We start from the raw sequence: 18,398 nt of genomic DNA on the forward strand, positions 1-18,398 counted from the left end.
TCAACCGCTTCGCAGGCGATCTGCTGACCCGGACAGGAAGCCGCTGCTCCGCGAGGTCACCGTGCTCACGATGGACGCCGGGTGGGCGACCTCGAGGAGGCCGACGTCCTCGTCGAGGGCCGACGCATCGCGGCGATCGCACCGCCTCGAGGTCGGCGACGAGGACGTCCTGGTCCTGGAGCTGCCGGGGCACGTCGCGATTCCCGGGCTGCAGGACACCCACCGGCACTGCTGGCGGACGCAGCTTCGGCGGATGTTCGTCGACATCGATCTCGACCGTCGCGGGCGGTGGTGTTCGGGGCCGCCTGCCGCACCTGCCCGCTGCGTGAACGCCGCACCACCAGCAAGACCGGCCGAACCCTGCAACTGCAACAACCCCACGAGGCGCTGCTACGCCAAGCCCGCCACGACCGGGCCAACCACCCCGACCTGCGAGCGACCTACCGGCAGCATCACCCCATGGCCGAACGCTCCATCGCCTGGCTGATCGGCCCCCACGACCGCGCCCGCAAACTCCGCCACCGCGGCATCCCCAACGGTGGCCTCTGGCTCCACCTGCGCATCGCCGGTCTCAACCTAAGCCGAATGCTCGACCTCGGCCTCACCCACACTCCCCACGGCTGGGCACTGCCCTGACAGCCGGGCCCACCAGGGCCAGCCGCCCCTTGCACGGCCCCGAACCCTCCACCAAATCGAACCTGCGGGAAGGGCGACCACTCCGTCAACCCCATGGGCTCGATGTCACCCGCCGCACAGACGGCCATGTCGGCGCCCATCCCGCCTCCATCACCCCTTGTTCAGCAGACTCCCAGACGAGTGATCCCTAATGATCACGATGTGGTCGGCCCGTCCCGGCATGCGAAGAGGGTGACCGAGATCAATGTGTGAACCGACCTGGTGGCCGTCCGGCCGGGGCTGCTGCTGATCGGCGACAAGGGCTTCAAAGCCCGCTGCTTCGAAGACGAACTGGCCCACTGCGGCATCGAGCTGCTGCGCCCCTCGATGCGCAGCGAGCCCGACCGGCCCGCTGAACCTCTACTCAAACCGGTCCGGCGGCTCATCGAGTCGGTCAACGACACCCTCAAAGGCCAACTCGACCTGGAACGGCACGGCGGCCCACCATCGAGGGCGTCTCGGTCCGAGTCGCCCAGCGCATCCTGGCCATGACCGCCGCGATCTGGCACAACCACCACACCGGCCAACCCATCACCTGATCACTGACCGCGTACGACCATTAAGAATCACTCGTCCAGAGGGCGGGGCTCGGCCGCGATGCGACTCTGCTTCACCGACGCCTGCTACGGGACGCGAGCCGAGCACGGCGAAAGACCCTTCCGTTCGGCAGTGACGGGCAGCTCGGCCTCCGGGATTCAATGCGGTGTCCCGTCCGATCGAGCCCGGAGGTCGTGTTGAACGCCGGACTGTTCCCGCCCCTCGACGGCTTGGGGCAGCTGCTGCCCCGAGCCGCGCGGCGCTGGCCTCGTCGTACCGCCCTGGTCACCGATGAACGAACCCTCACCTTCGAGGAACTGGACCAGTTCGCGGGCCGGGTCGCGCATGCACTTAGCACCCGCGGTGTCAGGCCCGGTGACTGCGTCGCGCTGTTCTCCCAGAACCGGTGGGAGTGGATCGTCGCCTACCACGGCGCCCTCCGCTGCGGAGCGGTCGTCAACCCGCTCAACGTGATGCTGACCGCCGGCGAGCTGGACTACATCCTGGGTGACTCGGGAGCCAAGGTCCTGCTGGCCTCCGGGGAACGCCTGCAGGCGGTCGGGGCGGCACTTGGGAGCGTCCCGGGCCTGGAGCAGGTCATCTCCTTCGACGACGCGGACGCGCCGGCCGCCACGCCCTTCGCGTCGCTCCTCGCCTCGGCCGACACCGAGCCCTTCGAGCCTGTGCAGGTGGACCCCGGGTCCACGGCCTGTATCGCCTACACCTCCGGGACGACCGGCCATCCCAAGGGTGCCATGCAGTCGCACCGCTCGCTGGTGCTGAACTGCGCGTACACGGCGACGATGCACGTGCGGACGCCCGAGGACGTCGTCCTCACGGCCCTGCCGTCGGCCCACGTGTACGGGAACGTCGTGCTCCACAGCACGTGGATGGCCGGTGGCCGGGTCGTGCTGATGACCCGGTTCGATCCCGAGGGCGCGATCCGGCGCATCGAGCAGTACGGCGCCACCATGTTCGAGGGGGTGCCGGCCATGTATGCCACCATGCTGGCGACGCCTGCGCTGGCGGAGGCCGATCTCTCCTCCCTCACCCGCAGCACGGTGGGCGGGCAGACGATCGCGGAGAGCGTGATCGAGTCCTGGGAGACGCGGACCGGAGCTCCTCTGATCGAGTTGTGGGGGATGACGGAGCTGTCGGGCCTGGGCTCTACTCACGCCCTGTACGCCCCCAACGTCCGCGGCTCGATCGGGGTGGCGCTTCCCGGGAACGAGCTCCGGGTGGTCAGCACCGAGGACGGCGTCACCGAGTGCCGGCCCGGCGAACGCGGTGAGCTCGTGGCCCGTGGCCCGCTGGTCACGTTGGGCTACTACCGCGACGACGCGGCCACGGCCGAGGCGATCACGCCCGACGGCTGGCTGCGGACCGGCGATGTCGCCACCCACGACGGCACCGGGCGGTTCTTCGTCGTCGACCGGCTCAAGGACATGATTTTGACCGCCGGCTACAACGTGTATCCCGCGGAGATCGAGCGGGTGCTGATCGGGCACCCGAGCGTGGCGCTCGTCGCCGTCGGTCGCGAGCCGGACGAGGTGAAGGGCGAGGTCGCGCACGCGTACGTCGTACCGGCGCCCGGGTCCACCCTGGACGCGGCGGAGCTGACGGGCTACTGCCGGCAGCACCTGGCGGCGTACAAGGTCCCGCGTGCCATCCACTTCGTCGACCAAATGCCGACCACCTCCAGCGGCAAGCTGATGCGCCGCATGCTGCGTCAGCCGGACGCCGCGCACTGACATGGGCGCATAATCGCCAGAACAGAAGGGACCCCATGCCGAACGACATCTACGGTGCGGACGCGACCGAGCTGGCAAGCCTCGTGCGCACGGGCGAGGTCTCGCCGCGCGAGCTCGTCGAAGCAGCCATCGCCGGGATCGAGGAGACCGATCCGACCCTCAACTTCATGGTCCACCGGCGGTACGAGGAGGCCCTCGCGGACGCCGACGGACCGCTCCCAGACGGCCCCCTCCGCGGGGTTCCCACCGTCCTCAAGGACCTCGGGCAGAACCTGATGACCGGGCAGCCCAACTACGCAGGGTCCGCCGTGATCCGCGACCTGGGCGTGATCGCGGACCACGACAGCAACGTCACCCGCAAGCTGCTCGACGCCGGCCTCGTCGTCCTCGGCCGCACGAACGTCCCCGAGTTCGGGCCCACGGTCACGACAGAGCCGGTCGCGTTCGGGCCGACCCTGAACCCGTGGGACACCACGCGCTCGCCCGGCGGGTCGAGCGGCGGCTCGGCGGTCGCCGTCGCCTCGGGCAGCGTCCCGCTGGGCCACGGCGGGGACGCCGGCGGCTCGATCCGGATCCCGGCGTGCATGACGGGACTGGTCGGGTTGAAGGCCTCGCGCGGCCGCATGTCGATGGGCCCCGACCAGGGCGAGGAACCCGCCGGGTTCGCCGTCGAGGGTGCCATCACCCGCACCGTGCGCGACGCGGCGACCACCATTGACGTGCTCGCCGGCTGCGAGCCGGGCGACCCCTACACCGCACCGACACCGGCGCGACCGTTCGCCGCCGAAGTCGGCCGAGCACCGGGCCGACTGCGCATTGGGGTGACCACCGGGCTCGACGACTTCGAGACCGATCCCGCCTGCGCGCTGGCGGCCACCCAGGCCGGCGAGCTCCTGGCCGAGCTTGGGCACGACGTGGACTCCTCCACGCCGGCGCCGATGCAGACCCAGCGCTCAAAGCTGATGCCGCACTTCTTCGGAACGCTCTCAGCACTGTTCGCGGCGACCATGATGGAACTCGAAGGAAACCTCGCCAAGCCGCTGGACCTCGACCGCTTCGAGCCCTTGACCCGCGACCACATCGAGACCGGGCGCCGGATGAGCGCCGCCGACGCCACCCACTCGCGCCTGGTCCTCAACCGCTTCACCCGTGCCATGGCCACCTGGTGGTCGGACGACGGCTGGGACCTGCTGGTCACCCCGATGATGCCGGTACCGCCGTTCCTTCTCGGCTCCCTCGACTTCGACCCGGCCGACCGTGAACGCTCGCACGACCGCATCTACGCGGCCACGCAATACAGCGCCCCGTTCAACATCACGGGCCAGCCAGCGATCTCGCTCCCGCTGCACTGGGCCCCCGACGGGATGCCGATCGGCGTGCAGCTGGTTGCGGCCTACGGCCGCGAGGACCTGCTCGTCCGGGTCGCCTCGCAACTCGAGGAGGCAGCTCCCTGGGCGCACCGGCGTCCGCCGGTCTTCGCTGGGGCGTCCGTGTCCTGATCCCTCACCACGGCCCGCTTCGTACAATGACGGGATGCGCCAGCCCGAGAACGGGCGCCATTTCGCCGTCCCGAGTCGGGTGGCGACCGCGCTCGACAGCGGGCTCAGCCTCGACGAGGTGCTCGACATCTCGATCATCGGGCCTGGACCTGACCGGGCGGGACAGCGGGGGGCATCAACGTCGCCGACGTCGGCGCCAACGGCTGGTCGACCGCAGCCACCACGGTTCGAGAACGGGCTCACCCGCGGCATCGACGTGCACCGGCTGCGCACCTCGCAGACGCTGGCGGGGGCTGGCCTTCCGCTCCACCGAAACGACGAGACCCGGCGGGTGAGCACCGAGGAGATCGCGCTGACGCAGGTGATCGACGGTCAGGGGCGGTGGCGATCGAGCGGGCACGGGCCTTCGAGGCCGAGGCGCTCTACGACTTCGGGCAGCGCTTCGGCACCGGGACCCGATCGAGGACTCGCTCCAGTACGTCGTCGACCGAGCAGATCGACGGACCGGTCTGCTCCATCGAGGTCCGTCACGGGGCCTACCCGTCTGTGCTGATCCGGCCGTGGCGTGGCGCCGGAGCACGACAAGGTGCGCGACCGGCCGCTGCCGCTCCCAGCGCCCGGCTGCGGCGCGGGGTGCCGATCCGGCGGCGGTGGGCGGCGAGCAGGCGCGCAAGGTACTCCACGATGTGCGCGAAACGTCGAGCGTGGCAACATACGTGACCAACGTGAAGCCTCTGGTAGCTACGGGCATGACCTTGTGGTGAGGCCTGTCTTACCAGAGGCTTTACGTCTGTGTGCATCTATGGCTCGACACCAGGCCCGTCCGTCTGAGTGCACTTCGCGCTACCTCGCGCAGATCATTGCACTGAGAAAACGTGAGTAGCGCCCCACGACGGACGTCCCGCGAAGGCATTGACTCTGCGTGGGGTATGCCTATGGGGGCCAGGCAAGGGGCGTCGAGGTCATCGGTACGGTGACCTCGACGCCCCGCCGGTCGGCAAGCGAGGTCCGGCTGCCCACTGTGCAGTTTGATGCAAATAACGCCGGAACCGCATAAGGGTGTCCGGATCGTCGGCGCGATGGCTCACTCCGTCGGAATCGGTGATTCCGCCCCTGATGAAGCTGTTGACCACCCAGACCACGTTCCAATTGAACATTTCCGGGTCCACATCTTCCGCGACGGCTTGAGCGATCAGGCCGACGATCTGGTCCAGCTCTCGAAGGCTGTCGCGCACCTCCGCCTCCGGGATGTCAGTGGCGTCGGACATCCAGCGGTGCATCCAGAGCGCCGGCAACTCTGGGTACTGCAGGCAGAAGTCCAAGTATGAGTCGATCAGGCGGATGAGGCCGGCGACGTCGGGGGTGAACTCCTTCAAGGCACCTTTCATGGATTCAATACGGAGTGCGGTCAGCTCCCTCAAAACGACCTTGTACAAGCCGATCTTGCCGCCGTAGTGGTCGGTCACCACGCTGTGCTCGATGCCGCAGGCATCGGAAATAATTTGCGTGGAAGCCTCGTCGTAGCCGAGCTCGGAGAACAGTCGTGCGGCAGTGGTGAGTACGCGCTCGGGGATGCGGCCGCCGTCCCCGTCTGAAGCCTCGTACGTGTGCGGCATTGACAGCACCGTCCCTCCATAAGACTCACTCAACAGCGTATTCTTCACCGGACCAGGCCGAACATAGAGAAATAGTCAAAACCGGGTATTGCGGGCGCAATGGATGGGGATATATCGCCCCATGCCCAAGTGCGCTGCGAGCCGTCGGGTGCAGCTCGACGCCCGCGTCCGCGGCGAGCGGATGGTCGTTGCCACCCGGGTCCCGAGCAGCCGGCGAAGAGCTGCGACGCAGAACAGCCGGGGTCGCCCCACTGTCGTCGACTCGGTAGGGGAGGGAGGGGCAATCAGGGGGTGAGGTCGCGGCCGACGAGGTCGAGCCGCGGTCGATCGGGTAGTGCGCGTGCAGCTCCGGCGGCGTCCAGCGGATACACGGCGGCCGGTTGGCCGGCATTCAGTTCGGCGTGGGGGCGCGTGCCGGTGTCGCAGTGGGTGAGATCCGCTTGAATGCGTGCGGCTGGGGTGTTCGGCACGGTTTCGGGGGTGGCTCCGAACCCCCCGGCGGACCAGGTCCGGGGTGAGGAAGTCGGGAAGTCGTCTCTCGGAGGGACGAGTGCGGCGAGTGGTCCGGCCTTCAGTTGAGCCGAGCGGCGAATCCGGCCCGGCCACCACCGCGACATCCTGGGCACCTGGGCCGGCGACGGCGGTGAGGGCGCCAAGTACTGGCTGCACGTGTTCACCGAGCTGGAGGACCGCGGCGTCGAGGACGTCCTGATGCTGGTCTGCGACGGCCTCAAGGGCCTGCTCGAGGCGGTGGAGACCGTCTGGCCTCGCACGATAGTCCAGCCCTGGCCCTGGACGTGCCGCTGGCGGGCGCCGTGGTCGCGGTGGACGTGGTGGACGCCGGGAACATGCTCGAGAACCGGCCGGACTTCACCCTGCCCTTCCTGGTAACGGTCGCGCTGGGCTCGATCATCGCGATGCGGTGGCGCTGGCCCCGGCGCGCGCGGGCAGTGGCGACGGCCCTATCGTGCGTCGCGGCCGTGACCGGTGTGCTGTGGGATCCGTTGCGGCGTCCGCACTCGTGCTGTGCACTGTCACGTCCATCGAGCCTCCGCGGTGGTCGGCCCGCGCGCTGGGCGGATGCCGTCGCGCGCGACCGCCGCTGCGGGTGGCGGCCGCCGGAGGGAACGGCCGCTGCCTGGGTGGTTCCCGCCGGCGGTTGGCTGACCGGCCACCTGCTGCGGTGCCGCAGATGGCACGCGGCCCGTCTGGCCGAGCAGCAGGCGCACCGGGTCCTGGCCGATGAGCGGCTGCGAATCGTGCCGTCGTCGGAACCGGAGGCCCGGCAGCACGGTTGTGGGTTCCTGCCGCGAGGGACCAGCGGTGTGGTCCTGGCGCCGTCCTTCTCGCTGGGATCGGCCCTCGCCATCAGCCGCCGTTCGAACTCTTGCTGCGCTCGCCCAGGACGAGCACCCCGATCCCGAGGAGCCCGGTCGCGATGCCGATGAACGGCTGGTACTCGTGCGCCCACTTCAGCAGGAACCCGAACTTCGCGTCGTCACTGAACATCGTGGCGATTGCCGAGCCAAAGCCCTGGATCATCACGATTACACCGAGGAATCCCCACATGGGATAAGTATGTCGGCCTCGGACGCTTGCCCATCGCTCTAGAGGTCGCCTGGTTTGACGGCGGTTTGCTGACGATTTCAGACGGCTGCAAGATGCCCGGTTCGTTCTGCGCCTGCCCTGAACGGCGAACCGTCCAGCGACGACACTCCGAGCTGACGGTTTCTCATGATCCGCCAACACCTGCGGCCCCCTCCGCCCGGCGGAGGGGGCCGCAGCAGCCTTCAAGTGGAGCGGCGGGCGGTGGCCAGGGCGGCGGCAGTCAGGGGGAAGAGGGCCGTGACCGCCAGGATGGGGGAGGGGTTCCATGACTCCGCGAGGGCCCCGGCGAGAGCCGAGCCGATCCCGCCGCCGACGAAGAACGTCAGGTTGAGCAGGCCCATGCCCGCGCCGCGCAGCGGCATCGGGAGTCGTGCCGACACCTCACCGGTGATCACGACCTGGGTGACGGCGAACGCTGCGAGGCAGAGCGACGCCGCGACGACCGGCGGCCAGGGGCCGCCCTCACCTGTGGAAGCCGCGGCCAGTGCGGCGGCTGCGGCGAGCGCGGTGCCGGCCAGCAGCAGGCGGCCGCCCCGCGCGCCGAGAGAGCCGGCGCGCCGGGCCAGTGCCGCGCCGACCACGGCGCCCGGCAGCAGCGCGGCGCCGATCTTGAGGACGTTCCAGCCGTGCTCCCCAGCGAGGATCTGCGGAACCACGTACATCGCGGCGAAGAGCCCGCCGAACACCCCGGCCCCGATCACCGCCGAGATCCGGTAGCCCGCCTCGCCGAGCACCGGGTGCGGGACGAACCCGTCCGGCCGCCGCGCCACCCGCCATGCCAGCGCCCCGCCGGAGAGGACGAGCGCCGCCGCGAGCGCGGCGACGACCGTGCCGCCAAGGTCGAGCGTCCTGGCCTGGATGAGCACGAGCATCGCGCTCACGGCCGCGGTCAGCGCGGCGGCCCCCGCGACATCGACGAAACGGCGCGACCCCGGCCGCCGCGCCAGCCCGAGGCAGAACGGGACGGCCGCCACCGACAGCACAGGAAGCACGACGGTGACACGCCAGCTCAGCCAGGTCGTCACCGCGCCCCCGGCCAGCGTCGCCGCGGAGGCGAACACCGCCATGACCGCGCCGTATCCGGCGAGCACCCTCGGACGATCGGCGGGCTCCACACCGGCGAGCAGCGCGGCCCCCACCGCCGCCGTCCCCCCGGACCCCGCCGCCAGGACGAGCCGTCCGGCCACCAGGACGCCGAGGCTCGGCGCCGCGGCGCACACGACCGCCCCGGCGGCCAGCACCGCCGCCGCGATCAGCAGCGTGGCCCGCGTGCCCCACCCATCTGCCAGACGGCCGAAGACGGCGGTGCCGACGCCGAGCGCCAGCGCGTGCGCCGTCAGCACCCATGCGACCTCCGCGGGCCCGGCGTGCAACTCCCTGGCGATCTCCGGGAGGGCCACGGCCGCCGCCGTCACGCCGAACACCGACGGCCCGAACAGTGCGCCGAGCCGCAGCGCGGTCGGCGCCGGGCCCATGCGCGGCGCCGCGACCCCGGCCTCCGCGGTCGCGGTCACCGGTCGCCCCGCAGCGACGACCAGCGCTCGTCGTCCACGAAGTGCACGTCGTAGCGGTCCTGCTCGGCCCGCAGTCCCTCGAACGGCTCCAGCCCGTGCTGGACGCGGGCCAGCCGCCGAAAGTAGCCGAAGCGCTCGACCCCGGGCGCGAGGACGGCCAGCAGGTCGGCGCCCGTGCCGGCCGCCGCGCCGAAGGCGTGCGGTAGCCGCGGCGGGACGACGACCAACCCGCCCGCCGCGACGGTCTCAACCCGATCGCCGAGGAGGAACTCCATCGTCCCGTCCACGACATAGAACAGCTCGGTGGACAGCGCGTGGTAGTGCGGGGCGGCGCCGTCGCGGCCCGGCCCCACCGTGAGCCGGTTGGCGCCGAGCGCGCCCGCGGTCTGGCTCGCGTCGGCGAGCAGGGTGAACGCCCCACCTTCCGGAAGTCCGACGGCCTCCGCGGCCTCCGGGATGACAACGAGGGGATGCAACGACCTCACGCTCCTGTCGAATATCGGGTTTTCGTCCGAGCTCCATTCGAGCCGGGGAACAACCCGCGAACCACAGGCGCTTTGGACCCTGAGTCATCACGGATCGAGATGAATCGAGGGGGGCCGGGTGGAACTGCGCCAGCTGGAGTACTTCGTAGCTGTCGCCGAGGAGGGCGGGTTCGGGGTCGCCGCCGAGCGCATCGGCATCGTCCAGTCGGCGGTGAGCCAGCAGGTCCGCCGGCTCGAACGCGAGCTGGGCGTGCGGCTCTTCGACCGCACCACCCGGCGCGTCCAGCTGTCCGGCGCGGGCGAGCGGCTGCTGCCCGAGGCGCGTGCCGTCCTCGCCGCCCTGCACCGCACACGGCAGGTCGCGGCCGACGTCCGCGCCGGTGTCGACGGCGTCCTGCGCCTGGGCACCGTGCACGGCCCCGGCGACCGGATCTACCGCGTCCTCAGCGAGCTGGCCGCCGTGGCGCCGCGCGTCCAGGTCCGCCCCCGCCGCCTGGCCCTGCCCGACCGGCTGTCCGCCGTCCGCTCCGGGGAGCTCGACGCCGCTCTGATCCGCGCGCTCAGCGACGCCCCCGGTCTCGAACTGCTCCCGGTCTGGACGGACCCGTTGTACGTCGCCCTGCCCGCCGGGCACGCCCCGGCGCAGCGCCCCGCACTCGACCTCGCGGATCTGGCGGACCTCCCCCTCCGCCTCGCCCCGCGCGAGGACAACCCGCCCTTCCACGACCTCATCACCAGCGCCTGCCGGACGGCCGGGATCGCGCCGCCGCTCGGCCCGCCCTTCACCACGTTCCAGGAGACCCTCACCGACATCGGCGTGGGCGACCCGTCCTGGACCGTCTTCTACGAGGTGGCGGGCCTCCCCGAAATCCCCCGCGTCACCGTCCGCCGCCTCACCTCTCCCACGATGACGACCTACCTCGCCGTCCCGCCGGGCCCGCCCGTCCCGGCCGTTCGCCACCTGCTGGAAGGCTTGATCCGGGTCACCTGACAAAGACCGTGGGCGGCTGGTTCGGCTTGGCAGAGGAAGGAGCCGTACGGGCAGCGCGAAACGGTAGGACGCGAAGAGGTGTTCCAGGTGGCGCTGATGTCGCGGGCGACGTGCTCAGGAGATCGAGGAGCATCTCTGCGAAAGGGGTGGCCCTGGCGTCGGTTCTGGTCACGGCATATCAGCGGCTGTTCTCCGAGTCTGCGTCACCAAGCCCCCTCCGCGAAGGCTTCGTTACGTAGCGGGAAGTGATTTCCTGGTGTCAGATCTGACACCGGCCACCAGCAGCGCGGCCTGAGCCGCGGGCTTCCTCCGCCGCGAGCTCGAATCCGCGCCACCTCCTCGCCTCGTCCACGCCGTTTCAACGCCTCGGCCGCTTCTGGCGTTCACCCGCCCGCCTGTGGTGACCGCGCCGGATCGAAGAGGCTGTGCAGGACGCTCTTCAGGGCCGAGAGGACACGTTCGTCCGCTACACGAAGTGGACCTGGAGCGGGGTGTGCGGCTACTCGAAACCCGCGTCAAGGACCCCGCCCTCAACGACACCACCCGCTGGGTGCTGGACACGACCAAGATGGCCGTGGAGCGGGCCGCTCGGGTGCCCCATCATCGCGAGCTCGTCCACACGCCCGTCGTGACCGCCCCTGGGCACGCCTGCCGATCGCCACGATGGGCGGAGGACGCTGTCGGCGGCTTCCTCCACGGCGCTTCTGTAGGGCGTCGGCCTCGACGAAGACCGGGGCGGCGGGCACGCGGCATGGAACGAAGGTGGACCGGATGACCGAGGTCAAGCAGGTGCTCCCGCAGCAACTGTCGACCGCTTGGGCGCTCTTCGAATACCACGCGCCGCAGTGGCACGAGGACGACCTGTTCTGGGAACCGGCACCGTCGCACTGGACCATGCACCAGATCGAGGGCGGTTGCCCCCGGACTTCTCCGACGTCGAGCCCACTCCCGTCCCGGCCCCCACGATCGCCTGGCTGACCTGGCACATCGGCTGGTGGTGGACCACGGCGCTCGCTCATCTGAAGCAGACCGACATCCCGGCACGCGAAGAGATCGAGTGGCCGGGCACCTGCACCTCGATCACCGAATGGCTGGGCGACATCCACGAGGCATGGCGGACGGCGCTGGCGGCCACCGACCGACTCGACGAACGATCGGCGTTCCCCTGGCCCGAGGAGGCGGGCCACACCGTCGCCGACATGTGCGCAGGGGTGAACATCGAGCTCATGAAGAACGTCTCCGAGATCGGCCAGCTCCTTATCCTGCGCCGCGCACGGCATTGACCGGCGCACCGTCCACCTTGCCGACCACTTGATACGGCGAGCCCGCGTGGTCACCGGGTGCCAGGCGGCTGGGATCGCTCACTGGCGTGAACCGGACCGTCTTCATAGGCGTGAACCCCGTGGTGAGCAGCCGGTCTGATCCGTTGCAGGTCAGTGGGGCAAGCCCATGCGGGCGGCCATGCCGCGCAGTTCGCGGCCGCCGGCGTCGGTGCGGGCCTGGCTGAGCAGGACGGCGACCAATTCCCGCACCGGCGTGTTGTTGCGGATCCACTGGGGGCGGTGTTCTCGGCCCGGCGGAGCCAGCGGATCGCCTGGTCCTTGGTCTCGCGGCCGCGGGCCAGGCCGCGCCCGACGTCGGCGAGGAAAGGCGGCGTGCCTGCCCCGAAAACCGCGCCACCGAACCCGTCCTCAACGACGCCACCCTCAGGGCCTCCGATCGCCTGGCGGCTGAGGTGTTGGCCAGGGTGGACGTGAAGCGGGGCGTGCGGATACTCGAAGCTCCAATGCCGATGTCGCGCCCGTGCTCGCCCTAGTGCTCGCCGACCGCGGCTGCTCAGCGCTGGTGGTGTGCGGCCATGACGGTCTCGACGAGATCTCCACCGCCGCACCGACACGTGTGTGGGTGGTGACCGGCAACGCCGTGACGCCCACCACCATCGACGCGGCCGAATTCGGCCAACCCCGATCCGTCCCAGGCGACCTGCGGGGTGGTGGCGTCTCCCACAACGCCGTTGTCGCGCGCAGGATCGTCGAAGGCGACACCGGTCCGGGCAGGGATGCCGTACTGATCAACGCGGCCGCCGCGATCGCCGCCTACCGCGGGCTGGACGGCGATGTGCGCGCCCGCATGGCCGCCGGCCTTAGGGGCGGCAGCGGCCATCGACTCCGGCGCCGCCAAGAAGACGGTGGACCGGTGGGCTCCGGCCGCCGCTCAGCAGAACGGCCTCCCATCTCAGTCCGTTGACCGGGCCATCCCCTGACCGACCCGCCATGCCGGTGCCGGCGGCGGTAGCACTCGCCCGCCGCTGCAGCCTAAGGGTGCTCCGAAGCGTCCCTTTGGAGCGACCAGAGCAGGGCGATGACCGTGTTCTCCAAGCGATCGACGCTCTGCAACGCTTCCTTCAACGCCGCGAAGGGGTCGGCGACATCCCTGTTGGTCAGGGCTTCTTCCAACTCCAGTCGCAGCGCGGCAAGCGGTGTGCGCATCTCGTGCGAGGCCTGGACGGCGAATCGGCGCTGCCTCTCGGCCGGCGCCTCGCCGTTGAACAGGGCGCGCCGGTCGGCGTCGAAGCTCTTGCCTACCTCGGTCGTCCTGGCCGAGATGAACTCGATGTCCTGGCGCATTGTGCGCGTCCTTTCGCTGGTGCGACGGGTGTACGCCGCTGCCTTATGGAGGGCCGGGGGGGTCACCGGGGGTGAAGACGCCGCTGAGGGCGGCGGCGTGTGCGGCCGCTGCGGCGCTTTCGGCGACCTCGTCGTCCACCGGCCCGCGGGCGACGAGCAGGCGGTAGTAGATGGGGGCGCCGACGGCGCTGGTGACCGCGATGCCGTCGGTCCCCGGCGGCAGTTCGCCGCGTCCCACGGCCCGCTCGACGATCCGGGACGCGAGGCGGTTGCGCTCGGCGATCACCGTCGCCCAGGCGGTGGACGCCTCGGGAGATCGGACGGCGGCGGCCACGACGCCCTCGACGAGCGCCCGGGCCCTGGGCTGCCGGTAGAGGGCGGCGATGTCCAGAGCGAGCGCCCGGAGGTCGTCCTTCAGCGAGCCGGTGTCGGGTATCGGGATCTCGGTCTTGCCCATTTCGCCCAGCAGGTCGACGACGAGTCCCTCGACCGTCCGCCATCGCCGGTACAGCGTGGCCAGATGCACGCTTGAGCGCTCGGCCACCTTCTCCAGGGTGAGCCCGGCGTAGCCGCCGGCCTCCAGTTCGTCCCGGGTCGCGGCCAGCACCGCGGCACGGGTGCGCGCCGTCCGGCCGCCGGGGCGCACGGCCCCCGTCGCGGGCGGCTTCGCGTCCATCCGAGACGCTCCTTTCTATGGGTTGTGTCACAGGATAACGCGAAATCGTTCGCATTAACAGTCGGGTGTCAGATGAGCTGGAGGTCCGCCCGCCTGGTGGCCCTGCTCGGCCGAGTGCCGGGCCGAATCGCCTCGGCGCGAGACGCCGACCCGCCGCGCAGTCAACCGGCCCGCCTACTGGGCGCCGCCGGCACGGCGGCGCAGATGGCGGCGATCGACGAGGCGACCCGCGGGGCGGCGACCGGACCACCGCCCTGGCCAGCGAGTTCCTGGACGAGACCCCGCCCCCGCGGGGCCTGCTGGCGGCACTCGCCGCAGGGTTCAGATGCCAGGCCGAGCGGCCGGCGGCGCGGTCGGGGGAGGCAGGCGGAGGGCGGCCCGGACGCGGGCGCCCTCCACCGTTGACTCATGAGCGGCCGCGGCTGGCGGCGTTGTGCTGCAGCTGCCCGCACCATGAAGCGGTTGGATCCACCTTGGTCGGGTGGGGCTGCGGGCGCGTGTCAGCCCAGTGCTTTGCGCAGCAGCGCCGTCAACTGATCCTGTTCGTCGGGTGAGAGTCGTCCGACCGCCGTGCGGGCGAAGGTGAAGGCTGTGGCGAACCGGTGGTTGATCTCGTCTCCTCGGGAAGTTCGCGCGACGAGTCGTGCGCGGCGGTCCCGGGGATCCGGTTCGCGGGTCACGAGGCCGAGCGCTTCGAGACGCGCGACGATCTGGGTGATGTTGGAGGCATCGCAGCCGAGCTCCTCGGCCAAGGCGCCCATGGCGCGTCGCTCATCGAGTCGCCCGAGCACACATGCCTGCGCCGAGCTGAGCGACAGCTCGGCCGCGGCCGCCTCGTAGGCGCGGTCATATACGTCGACCAGGTCGAACAAGACGGCCTCGGCCTCGGACGAGGTAGCTACGGGTCCGCTCGGCAGCGCCATGGCTCCCAGTTTAGAGCAGTTACTTGATTGCCTCAAGTAACTGTGGTCCAATAATCCTTGATTCACTCAAGTAACGAGGAGAGCCCATGGACGGCAGAGTCGAGAGCACAGCGGATGGCGCGATCATGGTGCCGCAGATGGACGCGATCGTCCTTGACCGGTTCGGCGGAGTCGACGAACTCTCGCCGCGCCGGATACCGCTCCCGGAGATCGGCGACGACGACGTCCTCATCCGGGTGGAGTTCGCAGGCGTCGCGTCCTGGGACGCGGTCGAGCGAGAGGGGGACTACGACGACGCTTTCGGCGTCACGTCGGCCTTCCCCTATGTCCTCGGCTGGGACGCGGCGGGTACGGTGGCTGCGGGCGGACGCAACGTCACCCGGTTCGATGTGGGCGAGCGTGTCTACGCTGCGACGATGCCGGTGCGGCGTGGCGGCTTCTACGCCGCGTACGGCGTCGTTGAGGCGGAGTTCGTATCGCGCGTGCCCGACCGGATGCCGACCGAACAGGCCGGCGCGATGGCTTGGGATGCCCTGACTGCACTGAGCGGCCTCGATCTGCTCGGCCTGCGGTCGGATGAGACGCTCATGGTCTTCGGGGCCAGCGGGGGTATCGGCCACATGGCCGTGCAGCTGGCGCGGCACAGCGGCACCCGAGTGTTGGTCGTGGCCTCTGGTGACGACGGTGTCGCCCTGGCCCGGCGGCTGGGCGCCGAGGACGCCATCGACGGACGCAAAGTGGATGTGCTAGCCGCGGCACTCGAGTTCGCACCAGGCGGGCTCGACGCGGCGCTGGTCACCGTGGGAGGCGAGACCGCCGAACGATCTCTTCGCGCGATCAAGAGCTCGGGACAGATCGCCTGGCCGAACGGTGTCCTACCCGTCCCCGTAACGCCGCCGGGCGCGACGGTGTCCTACTACGACGGCGATCGTAGCCGCACCGCCACCGATCGGCTGAACGCGATCATCGAGGCGAGCTCCTTCGAGGTCCACGTCGCCCGGACCTTCCCCATGGAGCGAGTCAAGGATGCGCATCGCGCCCTGAACAATCACTACGTCGGGAAGCTGGCCCTCAAGGTCGGATAGGAAGCGACAAGCGGCCCGGGGCTCCGGCGCGGCGAGGTCAAGACCGACGCGAAGGACGCCCGGCTGGGCGCCCAGTTCATCGTCGCCACCGGCGGGGACGTCCGCGCCGCCTTCGCCAACGCGGGACGTTCGACGCTGTCCAGCATCCGAGCCGATGGCGAATCCAAGGCGTTCTATCAGCGCGAACGAACCGAGAACAAGATCCAAATTCAGGTACTACTGGCTCTGGCGCGTCGCTTGGTCGACGTGCTGTGGGCCGTGCTGCCAGACAACCGGGTCTTGTCCCCGGTTCCGCCGTCCCAGGTCACAACGCTTGCCGCTTGACGTGATCCCGCGCCAGTTCACCCCACCTGGCCCCACGGGATGGCCTCGATGCGCTCGATGTGCTCCTCGCCCCACGCCCGAGCGGTTCCATCGCGGTGTTCAGTGAATGGCCGAACGCGGTGAGCGAGTACTCCACCTTCGGTGGGACCTGGTAATGGGCCTCGCGATGCAGCAGCCCGGTGGTCTCCATCTCACGCAACTGCAGGATCAACACGCGCTCGCTGATGCCGGGCACCGCGCGCCGCAACTCCCCGAAGCGCAGGGGACCGTCCTGGAGTGCGAACAGGATCAGACCCTTCCACTTGCCTCCCATGACGGCGATGGCAGCGTCGAGACCGCAGGTGAACGTCCGCTTCTTCGTCTCCTTCACCGGCCCATACTCACACTTATGTCAGTACCCGGCAGAAATATAGGTACTTGAAAGAATGCAGGCGCTCCGGCCAGCATGAACCAGGCCCGCGTCAGACCACAACGGTTTCCAAGACAGCGCGCCCGTCTCCTTATCTCTGTGGCTGGAGTATGCATATGACATCTCGCATGGTGTCCGAGACGTGGGAGTACACGCCACGGATGCCAGGCACCGTGTGACCCAGCCGTTCGGCCTGGAGCACCTCCGGAATGGCGTCCTCCAGCATCCAGGTCTTGTGACTATGCCGCAGCCCGTGCGGCGTGAGCCCCTCGATGAGCGGCAGCCACACCGACCGGGAACGACGATGATGCGAACCTTCCGAGCTGAGGAACAGGTACTGCCCGCGTCCGCCGCAGACAGGCGCCCGTCCCGGACAGGCGCAGCGGCCAGGCGTCCGAAGGCTCTGCTCCGAGACGAGCGCCGACAGGAAGGGCGGCAGATCGACCGGCCGGTGCGAATCGTCCTTGGGCGGCACCTTCTCGAGCCGCCCTGCCAGCTCCCGCAGCTGCCAGTCGACCTGGATCCGGTCGAGTCGGCACGCCGGCCGCTCCAGCCCGTGCACTTCACCCCACCGCATACCGGTGTAGGCGGTCAGGACGATCAGGACGAAGTCGTCATCCCGCCCGGACAGCAGCGCGCATCGCTCGGCGAGCAGCAGGGTCTGCAGGGGAGTGGCCCAGACCTTCTCCGGCCCCCGCACCGCGATGGCCCGACGTGCGCGCTTCCGGCCGCGTCCTCGCCGCTTGACGGCGACGTTGGTCGCGACCATCCCGCGTTCCTTGGCATCTCCAAGGATCGTGCCCAGCAGCGACCGGGCATCGGCTGCGGTCCGGTGCGAGAACCCTCTGGTCCGTGTCCGCTTCTCCCAGGCCACGATCTCCTCGGGGCTGGTGAGGGTGTTGACCGGCCGGTTCCCGAACGTCGGCACGATGTGGTGATCGATCAGGTACCGGTACTTGGCCTCGGTCGTGGCCTCCAGATCCTGCCCCGACCACCACAGCTCGACCCAGTCGGCCAGTAACGCCGCCCCGTCACGAGGATCGTTCCAACTATGTCGCCGGATACCGGCCTCCTGCTCCTCACCCCAGTTCAGCGCGGCCTTCTTCGTCTCGAACCCCGACTGCGAAGCCGCGCTGCCATCCGGCCGCATGTACCGGACCCGCCACTTGTTTCCACGCTTTTCGGCATACGCCATGACTTGCTCCTCCTTGTGTCTTCCGCGGCTCAGAACCGGCCGCGCCGCCGGCGGACCACCGGCTGCTTGGCGCCGGCCGCGATGATCCCGGCGATGTCCTGATCGCTGAACCTCAGATGCTTGCCGATGAAGGTGCACGGGATGACCCGCGCACTGGCCTTCTTGCGCAGCCACGACTCGCGCACCTGCAACATCGCCGCCGCCTCGGCAGGCGTGTACAGCCGGACCTCGTGACTGGACCTGTGTTCTGGACCGGCATCATGCCGCTGAGCGCTCGGCTCACCCTGCAAGGTCACACCTCGCTCTCGCCACCGGACCGCAGGAGGCGCGAAGATGCGCCCGCACTAGCAGCCCCACGTCAGGGACCGAAAGCACCCTTCGCAAGAGATGGACGACGCGGCTTCGCCCTGCGGGGGCGGGGGCCCGGTGAGCGCAGGACGAACCGGTGTCCGCGTCGCGGGCGGCGGGCTGCTCGGTGGTCAC

The 18,398-nt window shown here is 70.0% G+C and carries 16 protein-coding genes and 3 pseudogenes; 9 read left to right on the forward strand and 10 right to left on the reverse strand.

All coding sequences use genetic code 11. The features are described from left to right. The first annotated feature begins 81 nt into the window (after positions 1–81). The 4 genes and pseudogenes from ABD944_RS24375 to ABD944_RS24390 all read left to right on the forward strand — a co-directional run bounded on the left by ABD944_RS24375 (position 82) and on the right by ABD944_RS24390 (position 4,462). Positions 82–636, forward strand: coding sequence for a transposase (locus ABD944_RS24375; protein ID WP_345180109.1), 555 nt, complete (start codon positions 82–84; stop codon positions 634–636). 255 nt (positions 637–891) lie between these two features. Next, positions 892–1,214: pseudogene (locus ABD944_RS24380) on the forward strand (IS982 family transposase); the annotation flags it as partial. 195 nt (positions 1,215–1,409) lie between these two features. Continuing rightward, a complete protein-coding gene (locus ABD944_RS24385) occupies positions 1,410–2,963 on the forward strand; it encodes a class I adenylate-forming enzyme family protein (protein WP_345180112.1) in 1,554 nt (517 codons plus the stop codon). A 35-nt stretch (positions 2,964–2,998) separates the two neighbouring features. Next, a complete protein-coding gene (locus ABD944_RS24390) occupies positions 2,999–4,462 on the forward strand; it encodes an amidase (RefSeq protein WP_345180114.1) in 1,464 nt (487 codons plus the stop codon). 962 nt (positions 4,463–5,424) lie between these two features. Here the strand turns inward: ABD944_RS24390 and ABD944_RS24395 are convergent. Next, positions 5,425–6,078, reverse strand: a complete 654-nt coding sequence (locus ABD944_RS24395) for a TetR/AcrR family transcriptional regulator (protein WP_345180237.1) — start codon at positions 6,076–6,078, stop codon at positions 5,425–5,427. A 609-nt stretch (positions 6,079–6,687) separates the two neighbouring features. On the opposite strand from ABD944_RS24395, the pseudogene ABD944_RS24400 reads away from it, so the two are divergent. Beyond that, a pseudogene (locus ABD944_RS24400) lies at positions 6,688–6,861 on the forward strand (transposase); the annotation flags it as partial. Between the two features lie 585 nt (positions 6,862–7,446). Here the strand turns inward: ABD944_RS24400 and ABD944_RS24405 are convergent. From ABD944_RS24405 to ABD944_RS24415, 3 genes are all read right to left on the reverse strand, one after another. Beyond that, a complete protein-coding gene (locus ABD944_RS24405; protein ID WP_179847650.1) occupies positions 7,447–7,587 on the reverse strand; it encodes a hypothetical protein in 141 nt (46 codons plus the stop codon). 281 nt (positions 7,588–7,868) lie between these two features. Then, positions 7,869–9,200, reverse strand: coding sequence for an MFS transporter (locus ABD944_RS24410; protein WP_345180117.1), 1,332 nt, complete (start codon positions 9,198–9,200; stop codon positions 7,869–7,871). Beyond that, positions 9,197–9,676 carry a cupin domain-containing protein gene (locus tag ABD944_RS24415; protein ID WP_345180118.1) on the reverse strand — a complete coding sequence of 160 codons (480 nt, stop codon included), beginning with the start codon at positions 9,674–9,676 and terminating at the stop codon, positions 9,197–9,199. The genes ABD944_RS24410 and ABD944_RS24415 overlap by 4 nt, the downstream gene beginning before the upstream one ends. A 127-nt stretch (positions 9,677–9,803) precedes the next feature. Between ABD944_RS24415 and ABD944_RS24420 the strand changes: the two genes are divergently transcribed. The 3 genes and pseudogenes from ABD944_RS24420 to ABD944_RS24430 form a co-directional block, all read left to right on the forward strand. Then, the gene (locus ABD944_RS24420; protein ID WP_345180121.1) at positions 9,804–10,676 is read left to right on the forward strand and encodes a LysR family transcriptional regulator; all 873 of its coding nucleotides are present in this window, start codon (positions 9,804–9,806) and stop codon (positions 10,674–10,676) included. Positions 10,677–11,590: 914 nt separating this feature from the next. Further along, positions 11,591–11,959, forward strand: coding sequence for a DinB family protein (locus tag ABD944_RS24425; RefSeq protein WP_345180122.1), 369 nt, complete (start codon positions 11,591–11,593; stop codon positions 11,957–11,959). 514 nt (positions 11,960–12,473) lie between these two features. Continuing rightward, positions 12,474–12,923: pseudogene (locus ABD944_RS24430) on the forward strand (hypothetical protein); the annotation flags it as partial. 68 nt (positions 12,924–12,991) lie between these two features. Here the strand turns inward: ABD944_RS24430 and ABD944_RS24435 are convergent. The 3 genes from ABD944_RS24435 to ABD944_RS24445 form a co-directional block, all read right to left on the reverse strand. Further along, entirely contained in the window at positions 12,992–13,303 is a 312-nt protein-coding gene (locus ABD944_RS24435) for a histidine kinase dimerization/phospho-acceptor domain-containing protein (protein ID WP_345180124.1), read from the reverse strand. A gap of 43 nt (positions 13,304–13,346) precedes the next feature. Beyond that, positions 13,347–13,979, reverse strand: coding sequence for a TetR/AcrR family transcriptional regulator (locus ABD944_RS24440; RefSeq protein ID WP_345180125.1), 633 nt, complete (start codon positions 13,977–13,979; stop codon positions 13,347–13,349). Positions 13,980–14,479: 500 nt separating this feature from the next. Next, the gene (locus ABD944_RS24445) at positions 14,480–14,902 is read right to left on the reverse strand and encodes a MarR family winged helix-turn-helix transcriptional regulator (protein WP_345180127.1); all 423 of its coding nucleotides are present in this window, start codon (positions 14,900–14,902) and stop codon (positions 14,480–14,482) included. Positions 14,903–14,988: 86 nt separating this feature from the next. Here ABD944_RS24445 and ABD944_RS24450 point away from each other — a divergent pair, with 86 nt between their 5' ends. Further along, positions 14,989–15,987: a quinone oxidoreductase family protein gene (locus tag ABD944_RS24450; RefSeq protein WP_345180128.1), complete on the forward strand. Its 999-nt coding sequence runs from the start codon at positions 14,989–14,991 to the stop codon at positions 15,985–15,987. A gap of 304 nt (positions 15,988–16,291) precedes the next feature. Here ABD944_RS24450 and ABD944_RS24460 read toward each other — a convergent pair whose 3' ends face one another. From ABD944_RS24460 to ABD944_RS24470, 3 genes are all read right to left on the reverse strand, one after another. Continuing rightward, positions 16,292–16,681, reverse strand: a complete 390-nt coding sequence (locus ABD944_RS24460) for a winged helix-turn-helix transcriptional regulator (protein ID WP_345180131.1) — start codon at positions 16,679–16,681, stop codon at positions 16,292–16,294. Between the two features lie 130 nt (positions 16,682–16,811). Continuing rightward, positions 16,812–17,915: a tyrosine-type recombinase/integrase gene (locus ABD944_RS24465; protein ID WP_345180132.1), complete on the reverse strand. Its 1,104-nt coding sequence runs from the start codon at positions 17,913–17,915 to the stop codon at positions 16,812–16,814. Between the two features lie 29 nt (positions 17,916–17,944). Further along, positions 17,945–18,136 carry a helix-turn-helix domain-containing protein gene (locus ABD944_RS24470; RefSeq protein ID WP_345180239.1) on the reverse strand — a complete coding sequence of 64 codons (192 nt, stop codon included), beginning with the start codon at positions 18,134–18,136 and terminating at the stop codon, positions 17,945–17,947. Between the last annotated feature and the right edge of the window lie 262 nt (positions 18,137–18,398).

Origin of the sequence: Actinomadura verrucosospora (assembly GCF_039540335.1) — a bacterium.
GTDB classification, from domain to species: Bacteria; Actinomycetota; Actinomycetes; order Streptosporangiales; family Streptosporangiaceae; genus Spirillospora; species Spirillospora verrucosospora.